Below are 25,583 nucleotides of genomic sequence, written 5' to 3'. Positions count from 1 at the left end.
GATCGACCTGTGGACAAGTCATGGTCGTGGCCGCTGTTAACACCCCCGCCACACGACGGAGGCGCCGGTCTAATACGGTTGTGCCATGAGCCACCCATCCCCCGCCACCGCCGAAAGGGATGACGAGATGCACCCGGCCTCGCCCCGACCGGTCGCCGCAGTCGTGTACAACCCCATCAAGGTGTCGCTCGCCGACATCAAGAAGTCGGTCCGCCGTCATCAGCAGAGAGCCGGCTGGGGCGAAACCTTCTATTACGAGACCTCGATCGACGACCCGGGCGGCGGCATCACGCGCCAGGCGGTCGAGGCCGGCGCCGACATGGTGATAGCGGCGGGCGGAGACGGCACGGTGCGCTGTGTCGCCGAGGCGCTCCGCGGATCCTCGACGGCTTTGGGGTTGCTCCCCTCGGGCACCGGCAACCTGCTGGCGCGCAATCTCAAGCTCAGCCTCGACCACCTCGACAACGCGATCTCGACTGCGTTCAACGGCGTCGAACGCCAGATCGACCTCGGGGTCGTCGACATCGAGAATCCGGATGGCACGCGCGACCGCTCGTGCTTCGTCGTGATGGCCGGGCTCGGGCTCGACGCGCAGATGCTGGCGAACACGAACGACAAGCTCAAGGCGCGCGTCGGCTGGCTGGCCTACGTCGACGCCATCGCGAAGAGCCTCCGCGACAACAACTCCATCTCGATCCGCTACGACCTCGACGGACTCGGCCGGAAGACGATGAAGACCCACACGATCATCATCGGCAACTGCGGGCTGCTGCCCGGCAACCTGATGCTGCTTCCCGACGCGGCCGTGGACGACGGCGTGTTCGACATCGTCGCGCTTCGCCCCGAGCGCAAGATCGACTGGGTCGGAATCTGGCTCAAGATCGTCTGGGAGAACGGGATCCTGCGGCGCTCGCGAGCGGGTCGCCAGATCATGCGGCTCGCGCCCGACCTCAAGACGGTCCGCTATATGAAGGGCTCCGAGATCGTCGTGCGACTCGACTCCCCGCAGGATTTCGAGCTCGACGGCGACTCCCACGGCATGGCGGTGGCGATCCGCGCGTGGATCGATCCGCTGGCGCTGCGAGTGCGCGTTCCGGCGTAGCGCTGCTCGGAGTGGAGCCGCGGCATGATCCGACGCGGATCGGCCGAAGCGACCTGGCGCGCCGGGTCAGTACGGCCGAATCGCGTCGCGTCGCTTCGCATCGCCGAATGCGGTGACTAGAGCTGCTCCGGCTCCCCCGCCACGAGACCGCGCAGCCAGTCGCGCGCCTCGACGAACGCCTGGTTGTCGTACCGCGGCGTGACCGTCACCTCACGTCGATCGGCCCGCGGATACGAGCCGAGGAAGATGACGTTCGGGCTGAACCGCTTGAGCCCGAGCAGCGCGTCTGCGACCCGCTCGTCGAGGATGTGCCCGTCGAGGTCGATCACGAATCGGTAGCGGCCGAGGGCGTCTCCGATGGGGCGCGACTCGAGCAGACTCATGTTGATGCCGCGCGTCGCGAACTGCTCCAGCATGTCGAGAAGGCCTCCGGCTCGGTCGTCGGGGAGCTCCGCGATGATCGACGTCTTGTCGGAGCCGGTGGCCGGCGGCACGGCGGACACGCGCCCCACGAGCACGAAGCGGGTGACCGCGTTCGGGTTGTCGCCGATTCCGTCGGCGAGCACCTCGAGTGGGTAGTGCTCGATGATTCCGGGTGGGGCGATGGCCGCGTCGGCCAGGCCGCCGACGACTTCGCCGGCGCCGACCGGTGGCAGCAGGGCGGCGGCGGCCGCGACGTTCGAGGTGGCCGGCAGGTGGCCGTGGTCGGGCAGCGCCCTCTCGAGCCACAGCCGGGTCTGCGCGTAGGCGACCGGATGCGCGTTGACGACCTTGACGTCGTCCAGCCTCGTGCCGGGTCGGGCCACGAGCACGAAGTCGACTTTGACGAGATACTCCCCGACGATCCGCAGGCCCGGAACGTTGGCCAGGGCATCCTGCGTCGCGCTGACCCCTCCGTCGATCGAATTCTCGATCGCGATCATGGCGGCCACACTGCGACCGGCGACGACGTCGGCCAGAGCCTCGCCCACGTTGTTGACGCTCCGCCAGCTCTTGCCCCGAGCCTCCGGAACCTGCTTCAGCGCCGCCTCCGTGAAGGTGCCGGCCGGGCCCAGGTAGCTGTAGGTCTCGAGCGGGTCGGGGGCGTGGTCGATCGCTGACATGGCTCAGAGCCTAGGGCAGGGCGACGAGCCCACGGATCCTTGTCTCCCCAGCAAAGACAGACACAAGGATCCGCCGCCCCACCTGTGGACAACCACGACACACGTCTGCCGTCAGTGCCACTATTGCTCACATGACCGATCGCGCCGGCACCTACGCCACCCCCGAAGACCTCATCAACCCCGAGGCCGTCTCGGCTGCCTATTACGAGCTGATCCCCGACGTGTCCGACCCCTCGCAGAAGGTCGTGTTCGGCACGTCCGGTCACCGCGGCTCGTCGCTCGACGCCGCGTTCAACGAGGCTCACATCGCCGCCATCACGCAGGCGATCGTCGAGTACCGCACGGCACAGGGCATCACCGGGCCGCTGTTCATCGGCCGCGATACGCACGCGCTCTCGGGCCCCGCCGAGCGCACAGCGCTCGAGGTGCTCGCCGGCAACGGGGTCACCGTGCTCGCCGACGCCGAGGGCGGCTATGTGCCGACGCCGGTCATCAGCCACGCGATCCTCGTCTACAACAACGACCCCGAGCACACCGATCAGGCCGACGGCATCGTCGTCACGCCGAGCCACAACCCGCCTCGCGACGGTGGCTTCAAGTACAACCCGCCGCACGGCGGCCCGGCCGACAGCGACGCGACGTCGTGGATCGCGAACCGTGCCAACGAGATCATCGCCGGCGGCAACGTCGAGGTGAAGAAGAGCATGGTGAGCCCCGGGCGCCACGACTTTCTGCGCGGGTACGTGATCGACCTCGCCAACGTGATCAACTTCGAGGCGATCAAGAAGGCCGGCATCCGCATCGGCGCCGACCCGCTGGGTGGCGCGAGCGTCGAATACTGGGCCGCCATCCGCGACGCGTACGACCTCGACCTCACCGTGATGAACCCCGGAGTCGACCCGACCTGGCGCTTCATGACCCTCGACTGGGACGAGAAGATCCGGATGGATCCGTCGAGCGCTTCCGTCATGGCGAGCGTCGTCGAGCGCAAGGGCGAATTCGACATCGTCACCGGCAACGACGCCGACGCTGATCGCCACGGCATCGTCACGCCCGACGAGGGGCTGATGAACCCCAACCACTACCTGGCCGTCGCCATCGACTACCTGTACAGCCACCGTCCTGACTGGCGTGCCGACGCCGCAATCGGCAAGACACTTGTCTCGTCGTCGATCATCGACAAGGTCGCCGACTCCCTCGGTCGACGCCTCTGGGAGGTGCCGGTCGGCTTCAAGTGGTTCGTGCCCGGTCTCCTCGACGGCAGCGTCGCGTTCGGCGGCGAGGAGAGCGCCGGGGCGTCGTTCCTTCGCCGCGACGGCTCGGTCTGGACCACCGACAAAGACGGCATCATCCTCGCCCTGCTCGCCAGCGAGATCCTCGCGGTGACCGGCAAGACGCCGTCGGTGCTCTACAAAGAGCTCACCGAGAAGTACGGAGACCCGGTCTATCAGCGCATCGATGCAGCCGCCTCGAAAGAGCAGAAGGCCCGACTCGGCAAGCTGAGCGGCGACGACATCACGGCGACCGAGCTCGCGGGCGACCCGATCATCGCGAAGCTCAGCGAAGCTCCCGGCAACGGTGCCGCGGTTGGCGGCCTCAAGGTCGTGACCGAGAAAGCGTGGTTCGCGGCGCGGCCGTCGGGCACCGAAGACGTTTACAAGATCTACGCCGAGTCGTTCGAGGGTCCGGAGCACCTGAAGCGCGTGCAGGCCGAGGCGAAAGAGATCGTCGACGCGGCGCTCGGCGCCTAGTTCGGGGTCTGCCCGTCGGGCAGGTGCGCCGCTCTGGCGGTGCTCCGCTCTGCCGTTCTGGCGGTGCGCCGAGTGCCGCCAAATGCGCGCGTGGCGGTCAGCAGCGCTGCATTCGGCGGCACTCGGCGGGGTCACCTTCGGTACGCCGGGCGGGCTGACGCTGAGTGGCGCCAAATACGGGCGTGGCGGTCAGCCGAGCTGCATTTGGCGGCACTCGGCGGGGGCGGAGGCGCGCGAAATGGCCTGCATGCCGAGATCCTGCAGGCGGGGGCGGAGATCAGGCCATCTGGCGCGGGCGACGCTGGGAGTGAGCGGGGGCGGGCCGGATCCTGCGTTCCTTGCATGAGAGGAGCACCCGGCCCGGATGACGGACCCCGGGAACCTCAGCTCACAGAGCGTTCGGCTGCCGCGCCCACCAGGCGGTGATGGTTCCGGCGACCCCGCGGGCCTGCTGCTCGCGCATCGCCAGGCCGTAGTCGCTGTCGATCGCTCCGGCGATCTTGACCGCCAGCGCCCGGTCGCGTACGCCATGGCCCAGCTCGATCAGGATCGGCCGCACCAGATCGTCGTATTCGCCGTCGGCGACGCGCGCCGGGCCGACGCCGATCGGATCCCACTGCCCGACGATCTCGGCCAACTCGAGTTCGAGCGCGGTGAATCGGCTCCGGTCGGCGTTCGATCCACTGGCGGTGCGCATCCCGACAGTCTGCCGCATGCCAGACGGTGCGCCGCGACGGAGCCCGTCGCGGGCCTACGCCAAACGGACTACCCGACCTGCCGCGGCAGGAGGGGTAGTCCGTCAGACGTGGTGCGGCGCAAAGGCGCCGAGCCGCAGCGACGCAGCCCCGAACTACTTGCCCGTCACCTTGCCCGGGTTGAAGTTGCGCTTCGGGTCGGCCGAGTCGAGCAAGCCCTGCATCAGCGCGAGGCCGGGCTGCGAGACGTCCTGGCCGAGCCACGGAGCGTGCTCGAGACCGACACCGTGGTGGTGCGACACCGTGCCGCCCTCGGTGATGAAGGCGTCTTGGATCGCCTTCTTGACGATGTCGTACTGCTCGAGCGGCTGGTCGCCGTGTTCGAACGCGAACGTGAAGTAGAGGCACGCTCCCGAGTGATACGAGTGCGACAGGTGCGCCATGATCAGGCCCTGCGCGCCGATCTTCTCGAACGCGCGGTTCGCCGCGGCGTAGACGCCGTTGTACAGCGGGAGCAGCTTCGACCAAGGTGCAGCGGTCTCGGACACGTCGGCTGCGCCGCCGTGGTCGAGGAAGAAGTCGCGGAGGTACGGGGTGTCGAACTTCTTCTGGTCGTAGAGCACGCCGGGGCCCTTGCCGACGCCGAAGCCACCGTGCTTCTTGACGATCTTGGCGACCAGCTTCTCGTTGCGGTCGACGTGCTCGTCGGAGCCCTCGTAGCCGATGAACGACAGGCAGATCTTCGAGAGATCCCAGCCCTTCAGCTTCATGAACTTCTGCACGCCCTGGTTGAGGAGAGAAGAGATGCCCTTGCTGGCCTTCGACGTCGCGAGCGACATCTCGGTCTCGAACTCGTTCGACACACGTGTGATCGAGGGGTTCGCGTCGCTCTCGGCGATCGCCTGCATGGCCTGGAGGCCGGCCTCCCAGGTGGGGAAAAAGTAGGCGAGGATCTCACGCTTCTCGGGGATGCGGTGCACTTGGACGGTGACCTCGGTGATGATGCCGAGGCGTCCTTCGGATCCGATGATCATCTCGCGAAGCGACGGGCCCGTCGATGCCGACGGGACGGCGCGGATCACGACGACGCCGTCGGGCCGCACCATGCGCAGGCCCTTGGTGATGTCGGCGATGTCGCCGAACTTGTCGGACTGCATGCCCGAGGAGCGGGTCGCGACCCAGCCGCCGAGGGTCGAGTGGGTGAAGCTGTCAGGGAAGTGGCCGAGGGTCCAGCCCTTGGCGTTCAGCTGCTCTTCTATGGCCGGGCCCTGCGCTCCGGCCTGGATGCGCGCGATGCGTCCGTCGTCGTCGATGTCGAGCACGCGGTCGAGGCGCCCCATGTCGAGCGAGATGACGATGCGCTCTTCGGTGGGCATGGGCTCGAGCGAACCGACGATGTTGCTGCCGCCGCCGAAGGGGATGAGCACCAGGTCGTGCTCGACGGCCGCGGTCACGATCTTGGCGATCTCCGACTCGGTGGCCGGATAGACGACGGCGTCGGGGGTGCGCGGGAAGACGCCGTTGCGGATCCGGATCAGGTCGCGAATGCTCTTGCCGTAGGTGTGGACGACGCGCTCCATGTCGCCGAGCACAACGTGGCCTTCGCCGACGATCAGCGAGAGGGCGCTCGAGACGTCGGCGGTGATGCGCGAGGCGGGGATCTCGAGATCGTCGAAGGCCGGAACGGCGGTGATCTCATCGGAGTGCAGGTCGACGCCGACCATCTTCTTCACGAACGGAGCGAACGCGGGCTTGTCTTCGTGGTGGAAGGCGACCCCCTCGACACCCCAGCCCCACCACTTCATGTGCTTGACGTCGGGCCCCTCGTCGGGGGCGGACGTCTGGCGGGGTTTCAGGTCGGTCACGGGCGGACTCCTTTGGACGGATCGGACTGACCGAGGATATCGGCCGAGTACTGGTTTCGAATGCGAAGAATCTCGTCGCGGAGACGTGTCGAGAAAGCGATAGCGGTCTCGTCGGGCTCGGGGCGCATCGGATCTCCGAATGCGACGCCGACGGGGAGGCGGCCGGGGCGCGGCCAGTGCGCTCCGCGAGGGTGAGCGATATTGGCCCCGATCAGGGCGAGAGGCACGATGGGAACGTCACAGGCTGCCGCGAGACGAGCGGCGCCCGGCTTGAACGATCCCATCTCGCCGTCTTTGGAGCGCGTCCCCTCGGGGAACACCAGCACCGGAAAGCCCCGCTGGAGCAGCGAGACCGCACTCACGGAGGGGTTCTCTCGGGCGGGCTTGGCGCGCTTCTTCGAATCGCGACGGCCACCCCGCTGAATCGGGAACGCGTTGAAGAAGAGGGATGTCAGGCCGCGACGCCACCAGACGTCGAAGAAGTAGTCGGCGGCCGCTCCGGTCGCGAGGTAGCGCGAGAGCTTGCGCGGCAGGGCACTCACGATGAGCGGCGCGTCGAGGTGGCTGGAGTGGTTCGCGATGAGCACGAAGCCGCCCTCGAGACCGATCAGCCGCTCTCGCCCGATGACCGTCACGTCGGTGATCGACCAGATCGTCGGCTTCATCACCCAGCGCTGGGCCACGAAGCGCACCGAGGCGTGCATCCTGGAGTTGAACCGGTCGCGGACGTCTTCCGCCGCTTCGCCGAGACGACCCCGCACATCGGCCGCGGTGTCGTTGACCCGACCGGCCACCGCCCCGATCACCGAGGCCGCGGTCGGCTCCGACCCATCGGCGGTCTTCTCCTCAGGCAGGGCCTCAGGATCCGGGCGTTCGCCCTTCGACTCCTCCACGCTCACGCCTCCACCGGTTTCTTGCGGCCCGACGAGATCGCCGCCGAGACGCCTCGCACGGCGCTCTTCGGTGCGTGACGGAGCAACCCGACGAGCACTTTGTACCGAATGGTGGGTATGGAGATCACTTTGCCCCTGTCGACGTCGCGCAGACACGCGGTGACCAGTTGTTCGGCGTCGAGCCAGAGGGAGTTTGGGATGCTCGACGTGCGAATGGCGGCGCGCTGATGGAATTCCGTCCGCACCCAGCCCGGCAGGACGGCGGTGACAGTGACGCCCGTCCCCTTCAGCTCGACGGCCAGCCCCTCCGAGAACGACGTGACCCACGCCTTGATCGCCGAGTAGGCCCCCATCGCGAGCAGGCCCGCCGTCGACGAGACGTTGACGATGCGGCCCTCTCCGCGATCACGCATCGAGCGTGCCGCCGCGGCCGAAAGCACGAGCACTGCGCGGCACATGACCTCGAAACCGAGATCGAGACCCTCGACGTCGTGCGAGGTCAAGGGGATGTGCATGCCGAAACCGGCATTGTTCACCAGGAAATCGATCGGCCGGGCTGGATCCTCGAGCCGTGCCGCCACGCGGTCGACGTCTGCGCGCTGCGAGAGGTCGGCCGGAAAGAGCTCGACGCCCACGCCGAGACCGCGGAGGTCGTCAGCGGTCGACGCAAGCCTCGCCTCGTCTCGAGCGACGAGAACGAGGTCGTATCCCCTGTGTGCGAGCTGGCGGGCAAATTCGGCTCCGATGCCGGACGTGCCCCCGGTCACGAGCGCTACAACCATGCCGCTTACGATACGGTGCCTACGGGGAGATTCGCGCATCGATCCCGGCTCAAACCCCCTCCGGAGGCACACGTTTCATGACCGACAGCCCGAATTCCGAGGCGGCAGGCCCCTTCGACATCCGTGAGTTCACACGGACGGCGCAGGGCAACTTCCGCGCCGACCTCGACCTCACCTCGTACGAGACGCATCCCCTCGACGCCGAGACCCTCGAACTGGTCCGCTATCTGTCGAGGCTCGAGGCAGCGACCATGGAGCACCTGCGCAATCTGCTCGTCACGGCGACCCATAAAGACGCCCGCGTCACCGCATTCCTCGTCACCTGGGCGTTCGAGAAGTTCTGGATGGCCGACGCCCTCGACGCCGTGCTCGGCGCGCACGGTCTTGATCGCACCCGCAACGTCGACGAGGGTCCTCCCCGCACGGGTGCCGACGAGGCGATCCAGCGCTCCGGTCCGATCCGACGCGCCATCGCCGCCGTCGGGCTCGGCGCTCCCATCGTGGCCACCCACATGACCCTCGGACTGGTCGACGAGTGGATTCTCCGCGCGGCATATGATCATCTCCGCGCGACGACCGACTCGCCCGCGCTCCGCGACACGATCGGCAGGATCCAGATCATCAAGCAACGACACGAGGCCTTCTTCGCAGACGAGACCGAGTGGCGCCTGAGCGACTCCAAGCGCGCCGTCCGACAGACGCGCGCGGCTCTCGCGACGGCGGCCTGGCCCATCGGCGGGGTCGAGCGCGCCGCCGCCGACCGCGACCGGTTCGAGGCATTCGTCTTCTCAGGATCCGACGGCTCGGCTCGTGCGGACGACATCGGGCGCCGCGTCGCCTCTCTCCCCGGCATGGATGCGCGCATCGGCCAGACGACCGCAAAGAAGCTGACCCCGTGAGTGCACTCGACTTTCCCGATTTCTCGACCGACCTCGGATCCTCGCATGTGTTCCTCACCGGCGGCACCGGCTTCGTCGGTCAGGCGATCCTCGAACGGCTCCTCGCGAGCCACCCGGGCACCAGGATTACCCTGCTCATCCGTACCAAGGGGAGCACCTCCGGCGTCGACCGTCTTCGTCACGTCCTGCGCAAGCCCGTCTTCGCCTCCTGGCGCGAGAGCGTCGGCCCCGACGGGGTCGAAGACGCGATCCTGAACCGCCTGAACGTGCTTGAGGGCGGTCTCGACGCCGTCCCCGAGCTACCGGGCGACCTCGACGTCGTGATCCACTCCGCGTCGAGCGTCTCGTTCGACCCGCCCATCGACCAGGCCTTCGAGACGAACGTCGGCGGTGCCGTCGGCCTGTACGAGGCGCTCATCGCCTCGGGCACCGACCCGCACGTCGTCCACGTCTCGACCGCCTACGTCGGCGGCCTCCGCAAGGGCATCTTCCCCGAGGCATCTCTCACCCACGAGGTCGACTGGCGCACCGAGTTCGAGGCCGCCCGTGCCGCCCGCTCCCGCGTCGAGCTGTCGTCGCGCCAGCCGGAGGTGCTGCGCCGCTTCATCGCCGAAGCCCGAGCCAAGCACGGCAAAGAAGGCCCCCTCGCGGTCTCGCGCGAGGCCGAGGAGCGCCGTGTGGCCTGGGTCAAGGCCAAACTCGTCGACCACGGTCGCGCCCGCGCCGAGAGCCTCGGCTGGACCGACGTCTATACGCTCACGAAGGCCTTCGCCGAGCGCGCGGCCGAGCAGATGTGGGCCGCTCGCGGTCACCGCCTGTCGTTCGTGCGCCCGGCGATCGTCGAGAGCGCGCTCCGCCACCCGCACCCGGGCTGGATCGACGGCTTCAAGGTCGCCGACCCGCTGATCATGGCCTACGGCCGTGGCATGCTCCCCGAGTTCCCGGGCGTGCCCGACAGCGTCCTCGACGTGGTGCCGGTCGACTTCGTCGTCAACGTGATCGTCTTGGTCGCCTCCAACCCCGCGGCCGCTGGCGAGCCGCAGTTCTTCCATGTGTCGTCGGGCGCCAGCAATCCGCTGCCGATCCACAGGATGTTCACGAACCTCAGCATGTTCTTCACGGCCAACCCGGTGCCGACTGCCGACAGCGGCTCCATCGCCGCCGCGACCTGGCGCTTTCCGGGCGGGCGCAAGGTCGAGAGGGCGGTCCGACTCCAGGCCCGTCTCAACGATGCGCGCGAATCGGTCTTTCTGCGGCTGCCGTCGACCGACCGGACGCGAGAGGCCCTCGCCGGGGTCGATCGCCGCCGCGCCGACCTCGAGTCACTGCAGAGCCTGACCGATCTCTACCGCCACTACATCCAGTCGGAGATCATCTTCGACGATCGCCGCACGAAGGCGCTTCAGGCCGCTCTGGTCGCCACCCAGCCGGCCGAGGTGTCGGGCGACATCGGCTTCGACATGGCCGACATCCAGTGGGAGGACTACTTCCAGACTGTGCACTTCCCCGCGGTCACGACGATGACCCGGGCGTTCAGCGTTCGGCCCGCCTCGTCCGGCCCCGCGCTCGACCGCGAGCTGCCCCGCCGCAAAGACGTCGTGGCGATCTTCGATCTCGAGGGCACCGTCGTCGACTCGAACATCGTCGAGCAGTACCTCTGGGTGCGCGGCTCGGGCTTCGGCAAGGCGGCCTGGCCCGCCGAGGTGGCGAGTCTCCTCGCGTCGCTACCCGGCTACCTTCGCGCCGAACAGCGCGATCGAGGCGAGTTCATTCGCGCGTTCCTCCGTCGATACGAGGGCATGCCGGTGACCCGCCTCGAAGAGGTCGTTGCTCGCGGCTACGCCCAGACGCTTCTCAAGCACACGATGCCCGAAGCCCTCGAGCGCATCGCCGCCCACCGCGCCGCCGGACACCGCACCGTGCTCGTCACGGGCTCCATCGGAACACTCGTCTCGCCTCTGGCTCACCTGTTCGACGAGGTGGTCGCCGGGACGATGCATGCCCGTGACGGCATCTACACCGGATACCTTGCTCAGCCCCCGGTGGTCGACGAGGCGCGAGCAGCCTGGCTGCGCCAATACGCCGAGCGGAACAGTGTCGATCTTTCAGCTTCGTACGGTTACGGTGATAGTCACGCCGACCTCGTCTGGCTCGAAATGCTCGGAAATCCAAGCGCCGTCAACCCGGATTCCAATCTTTCTCGTGAAGCCCTCCGAAGAAAGTGGAGAATCCGCGATTGGAAGCGCGGGCCGATCCAGCTAACCTCGAGTCACCTGAGGTCAGCGGGAGAGACCCCCGCAGGCGGCACCGACTAGGCACACCCGAGAGGAGTGGAAGAGGCATATGCCTCTTCCGACATACGATGGCATTCGATATCGACAAGTACGCTGCAGGCTCTGAGCGCCTGGGCTGGGACGACCTCGATCTCGAGCACTTCCGCGAAAACCCCCTCTCGCCCGAGACGCTCCGCACTCTCCGCTACATGGCCGACGTCGAGTACCACACGGTCTGCTACACCCGCGATCTGCTCACGACCCCGTCGCACAAAGACGGCGAGATCTCGACGTTCATGACGATGTGGAACCGCGAGGAGTTCTGGCACGGCGAGGCCCTGGGCGCCGTCCTGGCCGTCCACGGAATCACCGTCGACTACGACGCCCTCCGCGCCTCCCGCCTCAAGCTCGGCTGGCGCGACCGCCTCGACCCCATCAAGCAGTCCATGCTCGGCAAGATCGTCGGCAGCGACTTCGTCGCCGTCCACATGTCGTGGGGCGCCGCAAACGAATGGTCTGCCGTGAGCGCCTACAAGCGCATGGCCGACCTCGAGACCGACCCCGTGTTGGGCGAGCTGCTGCGGCGCATCGCCAAGCAAGAGACACGGCACGTCGCCTTCTACGTCTCGCAGGCTCGCGAGCGGCTCCTCAAGAGCAAGCGGGCTCAGAAGCTCACCCGCCTCCTCCTCTCGAAGTTCTGGGCCCCGGTGGGCTCGAGCATCATGGAGCGCGACGATGTCCAGTTCGTCTTCGGCCAGATCATGGGTGGCGTCGAGGGGCGCAAAGAGATGAAGAAGCTCGACAACAACATTGCGAGCCTCCCCGGCATGCAGGGCCTGACCATCTTCGAGAAGGCCCTCGACGGCCTCGGCGTGGCGGCGTAGCGCCTTCCTTCACGCAGGCGGTCTTTCCAGCGCGGACGAGTTGTCCACAGGTCTGACCTATGCCGCAGAGCCCCCGGTCGGAATCGACTAGCGTCGAATCCATGCCCACCGACACCGAGCTACCCGAGAGCGACGCACGGCCGCGTCCCGACTCGGGTGCGCGTCGGCTTCCGGTCGCGGGCATTCTCGCCGTCGTGCTCGGTCTCCTCGTCCTTACCGGCAGCGCCTTCGGTGGCGAACTCCGATTTTCCGGCCCGCGCTGGAACCTCGGGGGCTTTCCCTCCGCCACACCGCCCGCCCCTCCGTCGCAGCCGGCTGACAACCCCACGGCATCGCCTCCGGCGACCAGCGGAGGATCCCCGCCAGACCTCACTTGGCTCGTCGTCGTCGTGGCGTGCCTCGCCGCACTCGCCCTCGCGGTCGTGGTCATCCGGTGGTGGCGCTCCCGTCGCCGCGATCGGCCTGCCGCTACCGCCGCGTCGCTCGACGAGTTGAGCGACCCCTCACCCCTTGCCGACGACCCGTCGATCGAGACCAGCGCCCCCTATCTGCGCCGGGGCCTGCGCCTCGCCCTCGATCTCCTCGACGGCGATCGCGCGCCGAACGACGCCATCGTCGCCGCCTGGCTGGGCCTCCAGGAAGCCGCCGAAGACGCCGGCTACTCCCGACTCGACTCCGAGACTCCGACCGAGTTCACGAGCCGGATCCTGCGCCTGACGGGGGTCGACGGGGAGGCCCTCGGCACGCTCCGACGTCTCTACCTAGCCGTCAGGTTCGGAGACGCCGTCGCCACGCCCGCCGACGTGGTCACCGCACGCCACGCGCTCGTCGTGCTCGAGGCCCAATGGGCCGAGCGTTCCGCCCACCCGGCCGACGACGGCGGTCACGCGTGAGATTCCGCCGAACCCTGATCCTCTCGTCCGTCGCGGCGCTCGTCGTGGGTGCCATCGTCTACTTCTTCGGTCTCGACGTCGTCGGTTCCGTGGTCGTCACCGTCGTCGCCCTCGGCGTCCTCCTCGTCATCGGCCTGACCTGGGAGTCGTTCGCCGGCGAGAACGCCGTTGCGTGGCCTCAACCGCCGATCCGCCGAACCCCGGGCGCGCGGCTCGACGTCGAAGAGATCAGCTGGTCGATGAAGACCCGCGGGGGCGTCCAAGACCGCACCGTCGCGAGGGCCCGCGAGGCGGCCCGGCATCGACTGCTCTTTCTCTACGGCCTCGATCTCCTCGATCCGGGCGACCGACCCGAGATCGAGAAGATCCTGGCACCCGGCGTCGTGCGCACACTCCTGGTGCCGCGCGCCACGAATCTCGACCTGATCTCCTTCACCCGCCTCCTGAATGCCATCGAGGCACTCGGGTCGCCTACCGAGAGGCACACGTGACCACCTCCACCCCCGCATCCCTCTCCATCGCCGAGGTCGCCTCGCTCAGCAGGCGAGTGCTCGACGAGGTCGGCGAGCTCGTTGTGGGCATGCGCGAGCCGCTCGAGCTCGCGTTCGCCAGCATCCTCGCGGGCGGCCACGTTCTCTTCGAAGACGTCCCCGGGCTCGGCAAGACCCTGGCAGCGCGGAGCATCGCGCAGGCGACCGGTCTCGACTTCCGTCGTCTCCAGTGCACGCCCGACCTTCTCCCCGCCGATATCACCGGCTCGTTCCTCTACGCCCCCGCCACGTCGGAGTTCGTCTTCCGCCCGGGCCCTGTCTTCACGGGCCTGTTCCTCGCCGACGAGATCAACCGCACCTCCCCGAAGACTCAGTCCGCCCTACTCGAAGCGATGGCCGAGGGCCAGGTGACGGTCGAAGGCCAGAGCTTCCCGCTCCCCCATCCGTTCCACGTCATCGCGACCTCCAACCCCATCGAGTACGAAGGCACCTACGCCCTGCCCGAGGCGCAGCTCGACCGGTTCATGGTGCGCCTCTCGGTCGGCTACCCGAGCCGCGAAGGCGAGCAGAGAGTCCTCCTCAGCCGTGTGGCGCGACGCCGCGAAGTCGGGCGGATCGACGCGGTCATCGACCCCGAGACGCTCCTCGCCATGCAGGCCACGGTCGAGGGCGTGCACGTCGATCCCGACATCGCCCTCTACTGCGTCGACCTCGCCACCGCGACCCGCGAGAACCGCGACATCCAGGTCGGCGCTTCCCCTCGCGGCGCCCAGGGTCTCATGCTCGTCGGCCGAGCTCGCGCCGTGATGGACGGCCGCGATTTCGTCACGCCCGAAGACATCAAGGCGGCTGCCATCCCCGTGCTCGCGCACCGGGTGTCGCTCACCCCCCAGGCCTGGGCCAATGGCGTCGACGCCGCCCAGGTCATCGGCTCGATCGTCTCGCGGGTCGCCGGGCCCCCGGCCGTGGGCCGGGCAAACGACCCCGTCGACTCCTCGACTCCTCGATGAGCGACGCCCGACCCGGCGGGCACGCCGACCGCACCTCACTGCGGCCACGCTGGTCGCTCAATCCCGCGGTCGGGTACGCCGCCGCTGCCGCCGCGCTCCTGGCAGGCCTCGCCCTCGTCACCTCCCGCCCCGAGTTCGCCCTGATCGCCCTCCCACTCTTCGCCGTCGTCGCGTTCGGGGTCGAGCGGAGGCCACGCCGCTCCGAGGTCGTGACAACCACCACACGGCTGGCGCCCGACACGGATGCCACCGGTGTCGGCTACGACACCCGATTCGACCTCTCCGCCGATGTCGACGCCCTCGCCGTGGTCCTCGCCACCGCCGACGGAACGACGCACCGATTCGCCGTCACCCCCGAAACCGCGAGGCGCCTCATCGGAAAAGTGGCGGTCACGCACTCCGGGCCGCAAGAGATCCTGCGGCTGCACTACTCGGCGCTCGGCGCCGCCGGCGCCGCCTTCACCTCACCCGACGCGGGCCCCGCGAGCTCCCGTCTGGTGCCACCGCCGCGGCTCCCCATCGACAGCCTTCCGCTGCCCCACCGAGTGGTGGGCATCACCGGGGCGCACGACTCCGCGACGCCGGGCGATGGCGGCGAGTTCCGCGATGTCGCGCTCTTCGCACCGGGCGACCGGCTCCGGCGAATCGACTGGAAGGTCACCGCCCGGAGGGCGCAGCTCCCCGGCGACCTCTACGTCCGCCGGACGTTCTCGACAGCTGACGCGATCGTCATGCTCGTCATCGACGACCGAGACGAGGTGAGTGCCGACATCTCTCGATGGTCCGGATCCAAAGGGCCCCTGACCTCCACGACGTCTCTCGACCTCGCTCGCGAAGCGGCGGCATCACTGGCTTCCGCCTACCTCGCAGCGGGCGATCGGGTCGGGTTGCGCGACCTCGCCGGCACGGCGCGCTCAGTCGAACCCGGAGGCGGTACGCGGCACCTGCAGCGTCTCCAGACCACAATCGCCACCGCTGCTCCGACCGGGCGCCCCGTCAAGACGACCCGCACGCCTATCGTTCCCGCCTCGGCACTCGTGGTCGTGATCTCGTCGTTCCTCGACGACCTCGCAGCCACCATGGCGGTGACCTGGGCCTCGACAGGCCATCGCGTTCTCGCTATCGACACGCTGCCCCAGGTCGACGTGGCCGCCGCAAGCCGCGAGGAGCGCACGGCGTTCCAGCTTCTGATGCTCGAACGCACCAGTCGTCTCGACGGCATGACAGCCTCCGGCGTCGAGCCCGTCCGCTGGGATGCCGCTCCCGGCTCCGCCGTGCCAGCCGTGCGACTGCGCGCCCTCACCCGCCCGCGGCGGATCCGATGAGCGACACGAACCGGGGCCCTGCGACGCCCACGAGCTTTCCCGACATCGGACCGACCGTTCCCGCCCTCGCCCTCTCCGCGCTGACGTTCATCGCCGGAGCGGGCGCCGGCTTCCTCGTGCTCGGGGTGAGCGGCTGGCTCGTGGTGGCACTACTGCTTGCGCTCGGTGCAGCGGCCGTGCCCCGCGGCCCCTTCGCCGCGATATTGATCGTGCTCCTTGCGGTCGCGCTGGTGGCGGGCGGTCGGCCCGGCTACGCGCCACCGCTGATCGGGGTTCTGGCAGCGGGGCACCTGCTGGTCGCTGTCGGATCCTTGTCTGCGTGGCTCCCGCGCCGGGCGTCGGTGCAGCTCGCTGTGCTGCGGGGCCCGCTGCTCCGCTATCTGGTCGTGCAGGTGGCAGCGCAGATCGTCGCCTTCGCGGTGCTCGCGCTCATCCGCCCGGCCGGCGCTGAGGCGGGCTCGGTGTGGCTCGGGCTTGTCGGCGCGATCGCCGCACTTGCTCTCGCGGCCGTCGTAGCGCCCCTGCTGCTGCGGCCCGCGCGCTGACGGCCGCACGCGAGTTCCAGCTCGATGGGCGAGGCACCCCTGGTTGGCCAGATAACCCCCAGATGCCAGGCCCGATCTCGCCGAACGGGGGTGCGTCACGGCACGTAACCCAGGCACCCAGCTACAGCGAGGCGGGCACCTTGTAGAACCAGACCTTCGCGCCCGGGTGATCTTTCGTGATCGCCGTGTCGAGGTCGCGGTAGTCGTAGTCGAGGTTGTGCCCGACGAGCGAGATCTTCGAGCCATCGATCGCGGAGACGATCATCACGTGGTCAGGAACGTCGTTGTTGTTCCAGTCGAAGTACGCGAGATCGCCGACCGACAGTTGAGAGCGCTGGTCGGCCGTGAGCGGGGTGAATCCGAGCGAGGGGTTGGCCTTGAGGTAGTTGTCGAAGGCGGGTGCGTACCCCCACGTCTCGCTGTGGCCCGACGAGTTGTAGTGCCAGGAGTCGTTCTGCTCGAGGCCCCGGGCATCGAGCGCCTGGCTGACGAAGTTCTGGCAGTCGCCGCCGACCGAGTTGAAGTCGAGGTACGAGGCGTTGTAGGTCGGGGCGTTCCAGTGCGCGAAGGCGTACTGCATCTCGCGGTCGACGCCCGACGAGACCTTCCAGGTGTACGACGCGGTGGCGGCGGCACTGACGGGCTTCGACCCCGCGTACGCGACGACGTCGCCACTCGCCGGCTGGTAGTCGACCGAGCGCGGAACGACCGCGGTCACCTTGGAGTCGCTGACGACCTTCACATCGGTTGCGTCTTCCGTGCCGATCTTGACGCGATCGACGGCACCGAGGTTCGACCCCGTGAGAGTGATCGTGGTGCCGCCCGTGACTCCGCCCACGACGGGCGAGACCTTCGAGACGGCAGCGGCTGCCGGTGTGGCGGACGCCCTGGGAGTGCCCTGGCCGAGGGTGGCGGGTGCGCTCACTCCGTTCGACCCGGCCGTGCAGCCGGCGAGGAGTGACACGGCGACCACCGTCACGATCAGGGTGGGGGCGATCCTTCTCGGCATGCAGCAGACTCCACTCGTTTCGACGCCGTTCGGCGGGCGCCAGGCTATCACCGACGGTTTTGCGCCCCCTGGTCTCTCCCCAGGCCATTCGGGCCAAGGATCCGACAGCTCGCGTGGTCAAATTCCTGGCAGTCATGTAAATTTGCACCGCACGCAAAGATTTGCGCGACCGCAACGCCGGCCGTCACCGGATTAGCTACCACCATCGGATCAGCCACCACCGCTGCGTCAGTCACCACACCGCGTCAGCCACAGCCACAGCACCAGTCATCGCCACAGCACCAGAGAGAGTCACATGTCCCGGGCAGATACAGCCGCACCAGAAACGGCACCCGTCGAGAAGCAGGGCCTGATGAACCACAGGCAGATCCTGTTCGTCATCTTCGGCCTCATGGCAGGTATGTTCCTGTCGTCGCTCGACCAGACCATCGTCGGAACGGCGATCCGCACCATCGGCGACGACCTCCACGGTCTCGACCACCAGGCCTGGGTCACCACCGCCTACCTGATCTGCTCCACGATCTCGACGCCGATCTACGGAAAGCTCTCCGACCTCTTCGGTCGTCGGCCGCTGTTCATCATCGCGATCGCGATCTTCATCCTCGGGTCGGCCGCCGCGTCATTCTCCGATTCGATGTACATGCTCGCCGCCTTCCGCGGCCTGCAGGGCCTCGGTGCCGGTGGCCTCATGGCCCTCCCGCTGGCGATCATGGGCGACATCCTCGCTCCTCGCCAGCGCGCGAAGTACCAGGGCTACTTCCTCGCAGTGTTCGGCATCTCGAGCGTCATCGGCCCGCTGATCGGCGGTCTCTTCGCCGGCGCGGACCAGATCCTCTTCATCACCGGATGGCGCTGGGTCTTCCTCCTGAACGTGCCCATCGGTGTCGTCGCGCTCTTCATCGTGGGCCGGTTCTTGCACATCCCCGGGCAGAGCCGCAAAGACAACATCCGCATCGACTGGTGGGGCGCCGCGATGGTCATCGTGTCGGCCGCGCCGCTCCTGCTGGTCGCCGAGCAGGGCCGCATCTGGGGCTGGGGCTCGCTCAACGCCTGGGTCTGCTACGTCATCGGCGGGCTGGGCATCATCGCCTTCATCGTCGCCGAGCGCATGATGGGCGACGCCGCCCTGATCCCGCTGAAGCTCTTCAAGAGCCGCACCTTCTCGATGGCGACCATCCTCGGCGTCCTGGTCGGTTTCGGCATGTTCGGTGCGCTCCTCACCGTGCCCCTCTACCTGCAGCTCGTCAACGGGTCGACGCCCACCGAGTCGGGCTTCCAGATGCTCCCGATGATCCTCGGCCTCATGATCTCGTCGATCGTCTCCGGTCAGATCATCTCGCGCACCGGCCAGTACAAGATGTTCCCGCCGATCGGAACCGCGTTCATGATCCTCGGCTTCGCCTGGTTCTCGCAGGTGAGCTACGACAAGCCCTGGTACTACCTCTCGATCGGCATGGTCCTGGTCGGTCTCGGTCTCGGCCAGCTGATGCAGACGCTGACACTCGCCTCGCAGAACTCGGTCGGACCGCGCGACATCGGTGTGGCCACGTCGTCGTCGACGTTCTTCCGTCAGATCGGTGGAACCCTGGGCACGGCGGTGCTCTTCTCGGTGCTGTTCTCCCGTCTCTCGACGACGATTCCGGAGTCGTTCCAAGACAAGACACTCGCCGCCGCCCAGCAGAAGGCCCTCGCCGACCCGTCGGTGCTCGCCGACCCGAACAACTCGAGTCTCATCGCGCTGCTCAAGAAGGCCGCGTCGGGCGACACCTCGGCTCTCGGCAACGCCCTCAATGGCGACACGTCGTTCCTCAACAAGGCGGCGCTGGCTCTCAAGGCGCCGTTCCTCGACGGATTCGCCAACGCGACGGTGACGGTCTTCACTATCTCGCTGGTGGTCGTGGCCGTGGCATTCGTGCTGAGCTTCTTCCTCCGCCCGGCACCGCTCCGTACGCGCTCGGCCCTCGACGAAGCGGCCCACCAGGACGCCACCGACGCTGCGGCATCCGACGCGCGTGACGCCGAAGAGACCGATCGGGCCGCACTGGCCGCGCAATCCGCCGCGAACACGATGGGCTCGCCGGTCTCGCCCGACACCGGAAGCATCCGGCTCCCAGGATCCGGCAGTTCTACCTCACACCACTGACGTTCTCGGCTCGCGAACGACGCCCCGGCCTTCTCCCAGAGCGGCCGGGGTGTCGCTGGTTCACGGCAGGTGGCAGATGCGGCGGGGCGCGTGCGCCTGAGCTGAGGTGCACGGCGGATTCAGCTGCGGCTGCCGGATCCTGAATTCAGGTGCATTCGCCCTGCTGCCGTCGGCCACGCTCCTGAACTCAGGTGCACTCGCCGAGCAGCCCTGACATCAGGATCGTAGATGCGAATGTCTCCTGAGCTCTTGACGTCTGGGGCGATTTCGGCCTGACATAACGACCAGTGCGCCTGAACTCAGGATTCGCCACTGTCGCGCGAGCCCCGTGCACCTGAACTCAGGACGTCGCACGTCGCGGTCCGGCGCAATCAGAACGTAACGAAACAGCGCGTCATTTAGCGGCCCGCGAAATCTAGATTCAACAATCGAGTGACAGCATGGAGCAACCGACTCGCGAAGGACGTTCCATGGCTCTCACCCCGTACTCCCCGGATCCGCAGCTTCTGCGGACCACGTTCTCGTACTTTCCGTCCGGCGTCGTCGCCCTCGCCGCCGAGATCGAGGGCGCGCGAGAGGGTCTCGTCGCGTCGTCGTTCACCGTGGGCGTCTCGATGGACCCGCCCCTGGTGCTGTTCTCCGTGCAGAACACCTCGACCACCTGGCCGGTGCTGAAGCGCGCCGAGCGGATCGGCATCTCGGTGCTAGGTGAGACACACGGCCAGACCGCCCGGCAGATCGCGGCGAAAGACAAGGCGACCCGGTTCGAGAACCTCGAGCTCGAGACCAGCGAGCAGGGCGCCCTGTTCGTCAAGGGTTCCCCGGTGTGGCTCGAGACGAAGGCCTATGCCGAGTACCCGGCCGGCGACCACACGCTGATCCTGCTCGAGGTCACGGGCCTCTACGCCGACGCGAGCGTCGAGCCGCTCGTCTTCCACGGGTCTGCTTTCAAGCAGCTTCTGAAGACGGCCTAGACGAAGGTCGCGCCGGGTAGGCGCTTGCGGATCACGTCGATGGCCTCGGCGTTGCCGTCGACCAGGACGAAGCGCCGCCCCAGCTCGGCGGCCGCAGCGCCGGTCGTGCCGGATCCTGCGAAGAAATCGAGCACCCAGTCGCCCTCGCGGGTCGACGCTTGAATGATGCGGCGCAAGATTCCGAGCGGCTTCTGGGTCGGATACCCCGTCTTCTCACGGCCCGTCGGCGACACGATCGTGTGCCACCAGACGTCGGTCGGCAGCTTCCCGCGTGCCGCCTTCTCGGGCGTGACCAGCCCCGGCGCCATGTAGGGCTCGCGGTCGACGGCCGTCGAATCGAAGTGATACCTCGCCGGGTCTTTCACGTAGACGAGGATCGTGTCGTGCTTCGTCGGCCAGTGGCTGCGGCTCTTGGCGCCGTAGTCGTAGGCCCAGATAATCTCGTTGAGAAAAGACGCCCGACCGAAGAGCGCGTCGAGCAGCACCTTGGCGTAGTGCGCTTCGCGGTAGTCGAGGTGGAGGTAGAGGGTTCCATCGTCGGCGAGCAGGCGCCAGGCCTCGGCGAGCCGGGGTTCGAGAAACGACCAGTAGTCGTCGAAGCGGTCGTCGTACTTCATCAGGTCGCCGCGGATGCGCTCGTACTGGACGCCCTTGAAGCCGGTCACCGCTCCGGTGCGCGACCCGCGGACGGAATGCGTCTCGTGACGGAACTGGCTCCGACCCGTGTTGAACGGCGGGTCGAGGTAGACCACCGTGAATGCGCCGTCGGGAAGGGCGGGAAGAACGTCGAGATTCTCGCCGTGGACGACGAGATCGGGTGACTCGGGGGTCCAGCTAACGGGCATCCCCCTATTGTGGCCGTCTGCGGTGTCAGGGCCGACCACCCCTCATGATGGCTGCGTCGGAGCCTGCTCTCACGACAGCGGCGTATCGTTCACGGAATGAGTGTGGAAGTGCGTCACGACGAAGCCCAGAACCAGTACACGATCCTCGACGGAGACCGACCGGTCGGGTTCGCCGCGTACCAGATCACCGGTAACGAAATCGCGTTCACTCACACCGAGGTCGACCCCTCGGAGCAGGGCAAAGGGCTCGCAGCGGTGCTCGTGCAGCACGCCCTCGACGACGTGGCCGCGAACACCGAATTCCGCGTCGTGCCCGCCTGCTCGTACGTCGAGATGTTCGTGAAGAAGAACGCGCAGTACGAAGAGCTCACCCGCCGCTAACGGTTCGGCTCCCTCTACCGATAGTGGCAGGAGGGTCACCTCTCCCCGTTCGGGTCGCACCCGATTGCGGACTTACGCACGCATCGCGCGTCGATCAGACTCACAGGGTGACCCTCGCCCATCAGCTCGCTCGTTTCGAGCTCATCCTCTCGTCGATCGATCCGGCTCTGCTCGCCTCGTTCGCGCCGGGCCTTGACGACGCCGGCGTCGAGTCACTCCGAGAGCAGATCGCGCCCAGGATCCTGAGCCCCCAGCTCGAGATCCTGTACCGCTGGCGCAGCGGCGGGCCGCTGCCCCTCTTCTTCGGTCGCGCCCTCCGCTCCCCCGCGCTCATCGCGGCACACGAGTCGGCCGACGACGAGGCCCGTGTCGATGGCGTCGCCGCATTCACCGTGGCGCTCGAACCCCGGCACCGCGATCTCTGCGTGCTGCTCGACGATCTGACAGAGGCGGCGGAAAGCGCGGGATCCGGCGCCCACGCCCGCCGCACCGCCCTGACCTCCGCGGCTCCCCCCGCTCACGAACCCCCCGGTATCCCCGACGAGGCGACCCACACCGTCGAAGAACTCGTCTCGGCGAGCGAGACCACCGACGTGGTCGGAACCGTGGAGGGCCGCATCACCGACCTGTGGAGTGCGACCGGCTACGCCGAATACCGCCTCGCCGACACCAGCGGGACCCTCGTGATCGGCATGCGCGATCTGAAGTCTGCGCCCGCGACCGGTCTCGGCGACGATGTCGTGATGACCGTGCGGATCCGGAAGGGAGCCGCCGCGATCACCGAACCGATCGACCCGCGCAGGCCGTCCATCCTCGGTGCGGTCCCGGCTGAATACCTCGCCTATCGCGTGGCCTGACCCGACCTGTTGACGCCTCGGCCGGGTTGCGCCTCGCCTGCTGCGGTCGGTTGGCGCCTCGCCTGACGCCGCCGGAGGGGTGGTCGAAGACGCTCAGGGAACGCGCGCGAGCCACTCCGGCGTCGCGAACTTCGTGCGGACGAGCTCCTCCGCCTGAGCGAGCTCGTCGGCGGTGACGTGGCCCTCGGTCGCTCCGTAGAGGCCGGTGAACGTCTGCTTGAGCCGCTCGATCACCTCGGCACGCGGCAGTCCGGTCTGCGAGCGCAGCGGGTCGACGCGTTTAGCCGCGCTCGTGGTGCCCTTGTCGCTCATCTTCTCGCGGCCGATCCGCAGCACCTGCACCATCTTCTCGCCGTCCATGTCGTAGCTCATGGTCGCGTGGTGGAGGAGCGCACCGTTGCCCAGCCGCTTCTGCGCGGCCCCGCCGATCTTGCCCTTGGCGCTCGTGATGTCGTTGAGCGGCTGGTAGAACGCGTCGATGCCCATCGACTTGAGGCCGGTGATCACCCACTCGTCGAGGTAGGCGTACGAGTCGGCGAAGCTCATGCCCTGCACGAGGTCGCCGGGGGCGTAGAGCGAGTAGGTGACGATCGATTCGGCGTCCATGAACATGGCGCCGCCCCCCGAGACGCGGCGAACCACCTGGAAGCCGTACTTCTCGGCGTTCTCAGGATCGACCTCGTTTTTGAGCGACTGGAAGCTGCCGATGACGACGGCGGGCTCGTTCCACTCCCAAAACCGCAGGGTCGGCCCGCGACGGCCGGCGCCGACCTCCTCGGTGAGCACCTGGTCGAGCGCGAGGTGGGTGTTCGGCGACACGGGCCCGTCGTGGATGATCTGCCAGTCGTAGTCGCGCCAGGCGGTAGCGCGGCTCAGGCTCCGGCGGATCGCCACGGCGATCGCCTCGGGGCTCACCCCGAGCATGGTGGTTCCCTCGGGCAGCCCGCGTCGCACGGCGGCCGCGATGTCGGTCGAGTCGGCTGCGGAGTCGAGTCCGTCAACCGATCGGTTGATGGCCTCTAGCGCCTCGTCGGGCTCGAGGAAGAAGTCGCCGGCGAGCCGGAAGTTCTCGATCCGGCCGTCTTTCACATCGAGGTCGACCACGACCAGCTTGCCGCCTGGGACCTTGTATTCACCGTGCATGCGTCGAGCCTACGACCGGGCGTCCAACCAGTCGATCAGGTCGCGGGTGACCTCCTCCTTGTTCGTCTCGTTGAAGATCTCGTGCCGCGCACCGTCGTAGACGATCAGCTCGACGTCGGTGAAGCCAGCGCGCGAGTGGTACGCCGCGACGAGCTTCTCGGCGCTCTTCGGCCCGCCGAGCGGATCGTCGCCGCCGACCATCACGAGCAGCGGCACGTCATGGCGCGGGTTGCGGCTCGGCCGGCCGTAGAGACGCAGGGAGTCGCGCAGACCGAAGAGCGTGAGCACGCTCGCCTCGACAGCCAGAGGATCCGTCGACATCGCCTCGGCGACGGCCGGATCACGACTGAGCCACTCGAACCCGGTCGTGCCGAGGTGGGCGTGACGCCTGTTCAGATCGCCGCCGTTCATGCTGAGCGGGGTGCGGTAGGCCGTGCCGGTGAGCACGACCGAGTCGTACTCGTCGGCGTGCTCATCGACGAGCATCTGCGCCATCAACGAGCCCCACGAGTGGCCGAGCAGAGTAACGGGGATCCCCGGATTCTCGGCGCGGGCGAGGTGCGTGAGTTGCCGAACGGCTTCGACCGTCGCCGGATGGCCGCCGACCCCGAGGTGACCGAGGCGGCCGGATCCTTCGCCCCACTGGGCCAGGCCGGTGGCTCCGTGGCCGCGGTGGTCGTCGGCGTAGACGGTGTAGCCGGCGGCGGCGAGCGCCTCGGCCAGACGCTCGTACCGAAGGGCGTATTCGCCGACGCCGTGCGCGATCTGGACGATGCCTCGGGGTTCCGCCGTGTGTCCGACTGCCGGCCAGACGTAGAACGTGATCGTGACGCCCTGGGCGTCGACGTAGCTGCGGGTGGTGTACACGGCGTCAGTCTGTCAGGAGGCGTGCGCTGCCGCGCTGCGTCGAATGCGCGAAATCCGCCCTCCGCGCGGGTGCGGAGGGCGGAAATCGTGCATTCGGTGGGCTGGCCTAGGGCAAAGACCGAAGGATCCGGGCGTTAGTCGTCGGAGCCGCCGTGTCCCCGCCCGCCACCGCCGTGGCGCCCCGAGTCGCTGCCGTGATCGTCGTTGGCGTCGTGGGTCGCGGCGTCGATGCCGTGATCGTCGTTGGCGTCGTGGGTTGCGGTGTCGTGGGTCGCGGCGTCGTCGCTCGCCGGCGTCGATGCGACCGGCGCCGCTGTCGGCCCGGCCGTCGGCCGGGTCGCGACCGGCGTCGGGGTCGCGGTCGCCTCGTGGTGGCCGGAGTCGTCAGCGACAGCGTGGGTTGCGGCGTCGGTGCCGTGATCGTCGTTCACGTCGTGGGTGGCAGCGTCGTCGCGGCCCCGCCCGTGGTGGGTGTGGCCCCTCGGCACGGTCGCCGGCCCAGCGGTCGGCACGGCGGTCGGCACGCCGGTCGATCCGGTCGTCGGCACGGTCGTCGGCGCCACGGTCACGCTCGAGGCCGGCGACGGCGTAGTCGCGTCGTCGGCACCCTGAGATGCGAACGCGATTCCGGCCGAGCCGAGCACGAGGGCGGCGGCGGTTGCTCCGGTGACGATGATGAGATTCTTGCGGTTCATGGTGTCCTCCTTGTTGGATGCCATGACCTTCCCAAGAGGCTGCTGAACCGCTTCTGACCTTCCCTGAACGTCCGTTCAGCGCACGTCCGACTCACTCACCCGACTGCTGGCTGAGTGGGCTGCCTGCCATCGAATCCGGACACGCGATCGGGCGGGGA

At 68.1% G+C, this 25,583-nt stretch carries 24 protein-coding genes; 14 read left to right on the top strand and 10 right to left on the bottom strand.

Translation table 11 applies throughout. The features are described 5' to 3' along the window. Nucleotides 1-85: 85 nt before the first annotated feature. A complete protein-coding gene (locus EDF39_RS04885; protein WP_123940956.1) occupies nucleotides 86-1,102 on the top strand; it encodes a diacylglycerol kinase family protein in 1,017 nt (338 codons plus the stop codon). Between the two features lie 116 nt (nucleotides 1,103-1,218). Here the strand turns inward: EDF39_RS04885 and pheA are convergent, their stop codons facing one another. Continuing rightward, on the bottom strand, nucleotides 1,219-2,205 hold the full coding sequence (pheA, locus tag EDF39_RS04880) for a prephenate dehydratase (RefSeq protein ID WP_123940954.1): 987 nt from the start codon (nucleotides 2,203-2,205) through the stop codon (nucleotides 1,219-1,221). Between the two features lie 131 nt (nucleotides 2,206-2,336). On the opposite strand from pheA, the gene pgm reads away from it, so the two are divergent. Further along, nucleotides 2,337-3,956 carry a phosphoglucomutase (alpha-D-glucose-1,6-bisphosphate-dependent) gene (gene pgm, locus EDF39_RS04875; RefSeq protein ID WP_123940952.1) on the top strand — a complete coding sequence of 540 codons (1,620 nt, stop codon included), beginning with the start codon at nucleotides 2,337-2,339 and terminating at the stop codon, nucleotides 3,954-3,956. A gap of 388 nt (nucleotides 3,957-4,344) precedes the next feature. Here pgm and EDF39_RS04870 read toward each other — a convergent pair whose 3' ends face one another. The 4 genes from EDF39_RS04870 to EDF39_RS04855 form a co-directional block, all read right to left on the bottom strand. Next, a complete protein-coding gene (locus EDF39_RS04870; RefSeq protein ID WP_123940950.1) occupies nucleotides 4,345-4,653 on the bottom strand; it encodes a hypothetical protein in 309 nt (102 codons plus the stop codon). A 153-nt stretch (nucleotides 4,654-4,806) separates the two neighbouring features. Beyond that, nucleotides 4,807-6,516 (bottom strand): FAD-binding oxidoreductase, encoded by a 1,710-nt coding sequence (locus tag EDF39_RS04865; protein ID WP_370275157.1) that lies wholly within the window; start codon nucleotides 6,514-6,516, stop codon nucleotides 4,807-4,809. Next, a complete protein-coding gene (locus EDF39_RS04860) occupies nucleotides 6,513-7,409 on the bottom strand; it encodes a lysophospholipid acyltransferase family protein (protein ID WP_233572971.1) in 897 nt (298 codons plus the stop codon). Before EDF39_RS04860 ends, EDF39_RS04865 begins: the two co-directional genes overlap by 4 nt. A gap of 2 nt (nucleotides 7,410-7,411) precedes the next feature. Further along, nucleotides 7,412-8,191, bottom strand: coding sequence for an SDR family oxidoreductase (locus tag EDF39_RS04855; RefSeq protein ID WP_055960882.1), 780 nt, complete (start codon nucleotides 8,189-8,191; stop codon nucleotides 7,412-7,414). Nucleotides 8,192-8,268: 77 nt separating this feature from the next. On the opposite strand from EDF39_RS04855, the gene EDF39_RS04850 reads away from it, so the two are divergent. From EDF39_RS04850 to EDF39_RS04815, 8 genes are all read left to right on the top strand, one after another. Beyond that, complete coding sequence (locus EDF39_RS04850) at nucleotides 8,269-9,090, top strand: hypothetical protein (protein WP_123940948.1); 822 nt, start codon at nucleotides 8,269-8,271, stop codon at nucleotides 9,088-9,090. Next, nucleotides 9,087-11,405, top strand: a complete 2,319-nt coding sequence (locus tag EDF39_RS04845) for an HAD-IB family hydrolase (protein WP_123940946.1) — start codon at nucleotides 9,087-9,089, stop codon at nucleotides 11,403-11,405. The genes EDF39_RS04850 and EDF39_RS04845 overlap by 4 nt, the downstream gene beginning before the upstream one ends. A gap of 47 nt (nucleotides 11,406-11,452) precedes the next feature. Further along, a complete protein-coding gene (locus EDF39_RS04840; protein ID WP_055960887.1) occupies nucleotides 11,453-12,247 on the top strand; it encodes a hypothetical protein in 795 nt (264 codons plus the stop codon). Between the two features lie 101 nt (nucleotides 12,248-12,348). Beyond that, the gene (locus EDF39_RS04835; protein WP_158613159.1) at nucleotides 12,349-13,140 is read left to right on the top strand and encodes a DUF4129 domain-containing protein; all 792 of its coding nucleotides are present in this window, start codon (nucleotides 12,349-12,351) and stop codon (nucleotides 13,138-13,140) included. Beyond that, entirely contained in the window at nucleotides 13,137-13,631 is a 495-nt protein-coding gene (locus tag EDF39_RS04830) for a hypothetical protein (RefSeq protein ID WP_123940942.1), read from the top strand. Before EDF39_RS04835 ends, EDF39_RS04830 begins: the two co-directional genes overlap by 4 nt. Next, nucleotides 13,628-14,641, top strand: coding sequence for a MoxR family ATPase (locus EDF39_RS04825; protein WP_233572970.1), 1,014 nt, complete (start codon nucleotides 13,628-13,630; stop codon nucleotides 14,639-14,641). The genes EDF39_RS04830 and EDF39_RS04825 overlap by 4 nt, the downstream gene beginning before the upstream one ends. After that, nucleotides 14,638-15,966: a DUF58 domain-containing protein gene (locus tag EDF39_RS04820; RefSeq protein WP_123940940.1), complete on the top strand. Its 1,329-nt coding sequence runs from the start codon at nucleotides 14,638-14,640 to the stop codon at nucleotides 15,964-15,966. Before EDF39_RS04825 ends, EDF39_RS04820 begins: the two co-directional genes overlap by 4 nt. After that, a complete protein-coding gene (locus EDF39_RS04815; protein ID WP_123940938.1) occupies nucleotides 15,963-16,511 on the top strand; it encodes a hypothetical protein in 549 nt (182 codons plus the stop codon). The genes EDF39_RS04820 and EDF39_RS04815 overlap by 4 nt, the downstream gene beginning before the upstream one ends. 121 nt (nucleotides 16,512-16,632) lie before the next feature. On the opposite strand, the gene EDF39_RS04810 is transcribed toward EDF39_RS04815, so the two are convergent. Then, complete coding sequence (locus EDF39_RS04810; RefSeq protein ID WP_123940936.1) at nucleotides 16,633-17,520, bottom strand: amidase domain-containing protein; 888 nt, start codon at nucleotides 17,518-17,520, stop codon at nucleotides 16,633-16,635. 295 nt (nucleotides 17,521-17,815) lie between these two features. Here EDF39_RS04810 and EDF39_RS04805 point away from each other — a divergent pair, with 295 nt between their 5' ends. Together EDF39_RS04805 and EDF39_RS04800 are read left to right on the top strand one after the other, a co-directional pair. Beyond that, complete coding sequence (locus EDF39_RS04805) at nucleotides 17,816-19,663, top strand: MDR family MFS transporter (protein WP_233572969.1); 1,848 nt, start codon at nucleotides 17,816-17,818, stop codon at nucleotides 19,661-19,663. 470 nt (nucleotides 19,664-20,133) lie between these two features. Next, the gene (locus EDF39_RS04800; protein ID WP_055960904.1) at nucleotides 20,134-20,637 is read left to right on the top strand and encodes a flavin reductase family protein; all 504 of its coding nucleotides are present in this window, start codon (nucleotides 20,134-20,136) and stop codon (nucleotides 20,635-20,637) included. Here EDF39_RS04800 and EDF39_RS04795 read toward each other — a convergent pair. Continuing rightward, a complete protein-coding gene (locus EDF39_RS04795; protein WP_123940934.1) occupies nucleotides 20,634-21,482 on the bottom strand; it encodes a site-specific DNA-methyltransferase in 849 nt (282 codons plus the stop codon). The genes EDF39_RS04800 and EDF39_RS04795 overlap by 4 nt on opposite strands. A gap of 96 nt (nucleotides 21,483-21,578) precedes the next feature. Between EDF39_RS04795 and EDF39_RS04790 the strand changes: the two genes are divergently transcribed. Beyond that, nucleotides 21,579-21,863: a GNAT family N-acetyltransferase gene (locus tag EDF39_RS04790; protein ID WP_055960908.1), complete on the top strand. Its 285-nt coding sequence runs from the start codon at nucleotides 21,579-21,581 to the stop codon at nucleotides 21,861-21,863. A 107-nt stretch (nucleotides 21,864-21,970) separates the two neighbouring features. Continuing rightward, complete coding sequence (locus EDF39_RS04785) at nucleotides 21,971-22,720, top strand: hypothetical protein (protein WP_123940932.1); 750 nt, start codon at nucleotides 21,971-21,973, stop codon at nucleotides 22,718-22,720. A 93-nt stretch (nucleotides 22,721-22,813) separates the two neighbouring features. Here the strand turns inward: EDF39_RS04785 and EDF39_RS04780 are convergent, their stop codons facing one another. The 3 genes from EDF39_RS04780 to EDF39_RS04770 all read right to left on the bottom strand — a co-directional run bounded on the left by EDF39_RS04780 (nucleotide 22,814) and on the right by EDF39_RS04770 (nucleotide 25,425). Beyond that, nucleotides 22,814-23,863, bottom strand: coding sequence for a lipoate--protein ligase family protein (locus tag EDF39_RS04780; RefSeq protein ID WP_123940931.1), 1,050 nt, complete (start codon nucleotides 23,861-23,863; stop codon nucleotides 22,814-22,816). A gap of 9 nt (nucleotides 23,864-23,872) precedes the next feature. After that, nucleotides 23,873-24,730: an alpha/beta fold hydrolase gene (locus tag EDF39_RS04775; protein ID WP_123940929.1), complete on the bottom strand. Its 858-nt coding sequence runs from the start codon at nucleotides 24,728-24,730 to the stop codon at nucleotides 23,873-23,875. Nucleotides 24,731-24,864: 134 nt separating this feature from the next. Continuing rightward, a complete protein-coding gene (locus EDF39_RS04770) occupies nucleotides 24,865-25,425 on the bottom strand; it encodes a hypothetical protein (RefSeq protein WP_123940927.1) in 561 nt (186 codons plus the stop codon). Nucleotides 25,426-25,583 lie beyond the last annotated feature (158 nt).

This window comes from Frondihabitans sp. PhB161, assembly GCF_003814635.1.
Taxonomy (GTDB): Bacteria; Actinomycetota; Actinomycetes; order Actinomycetales; family Microbacteriaceae; genus Frondihabitans.
Note: the sequence above shows the minus strand (reverse complement) of the source record. Positions and strands in the feature narration are given on the sequence as shown.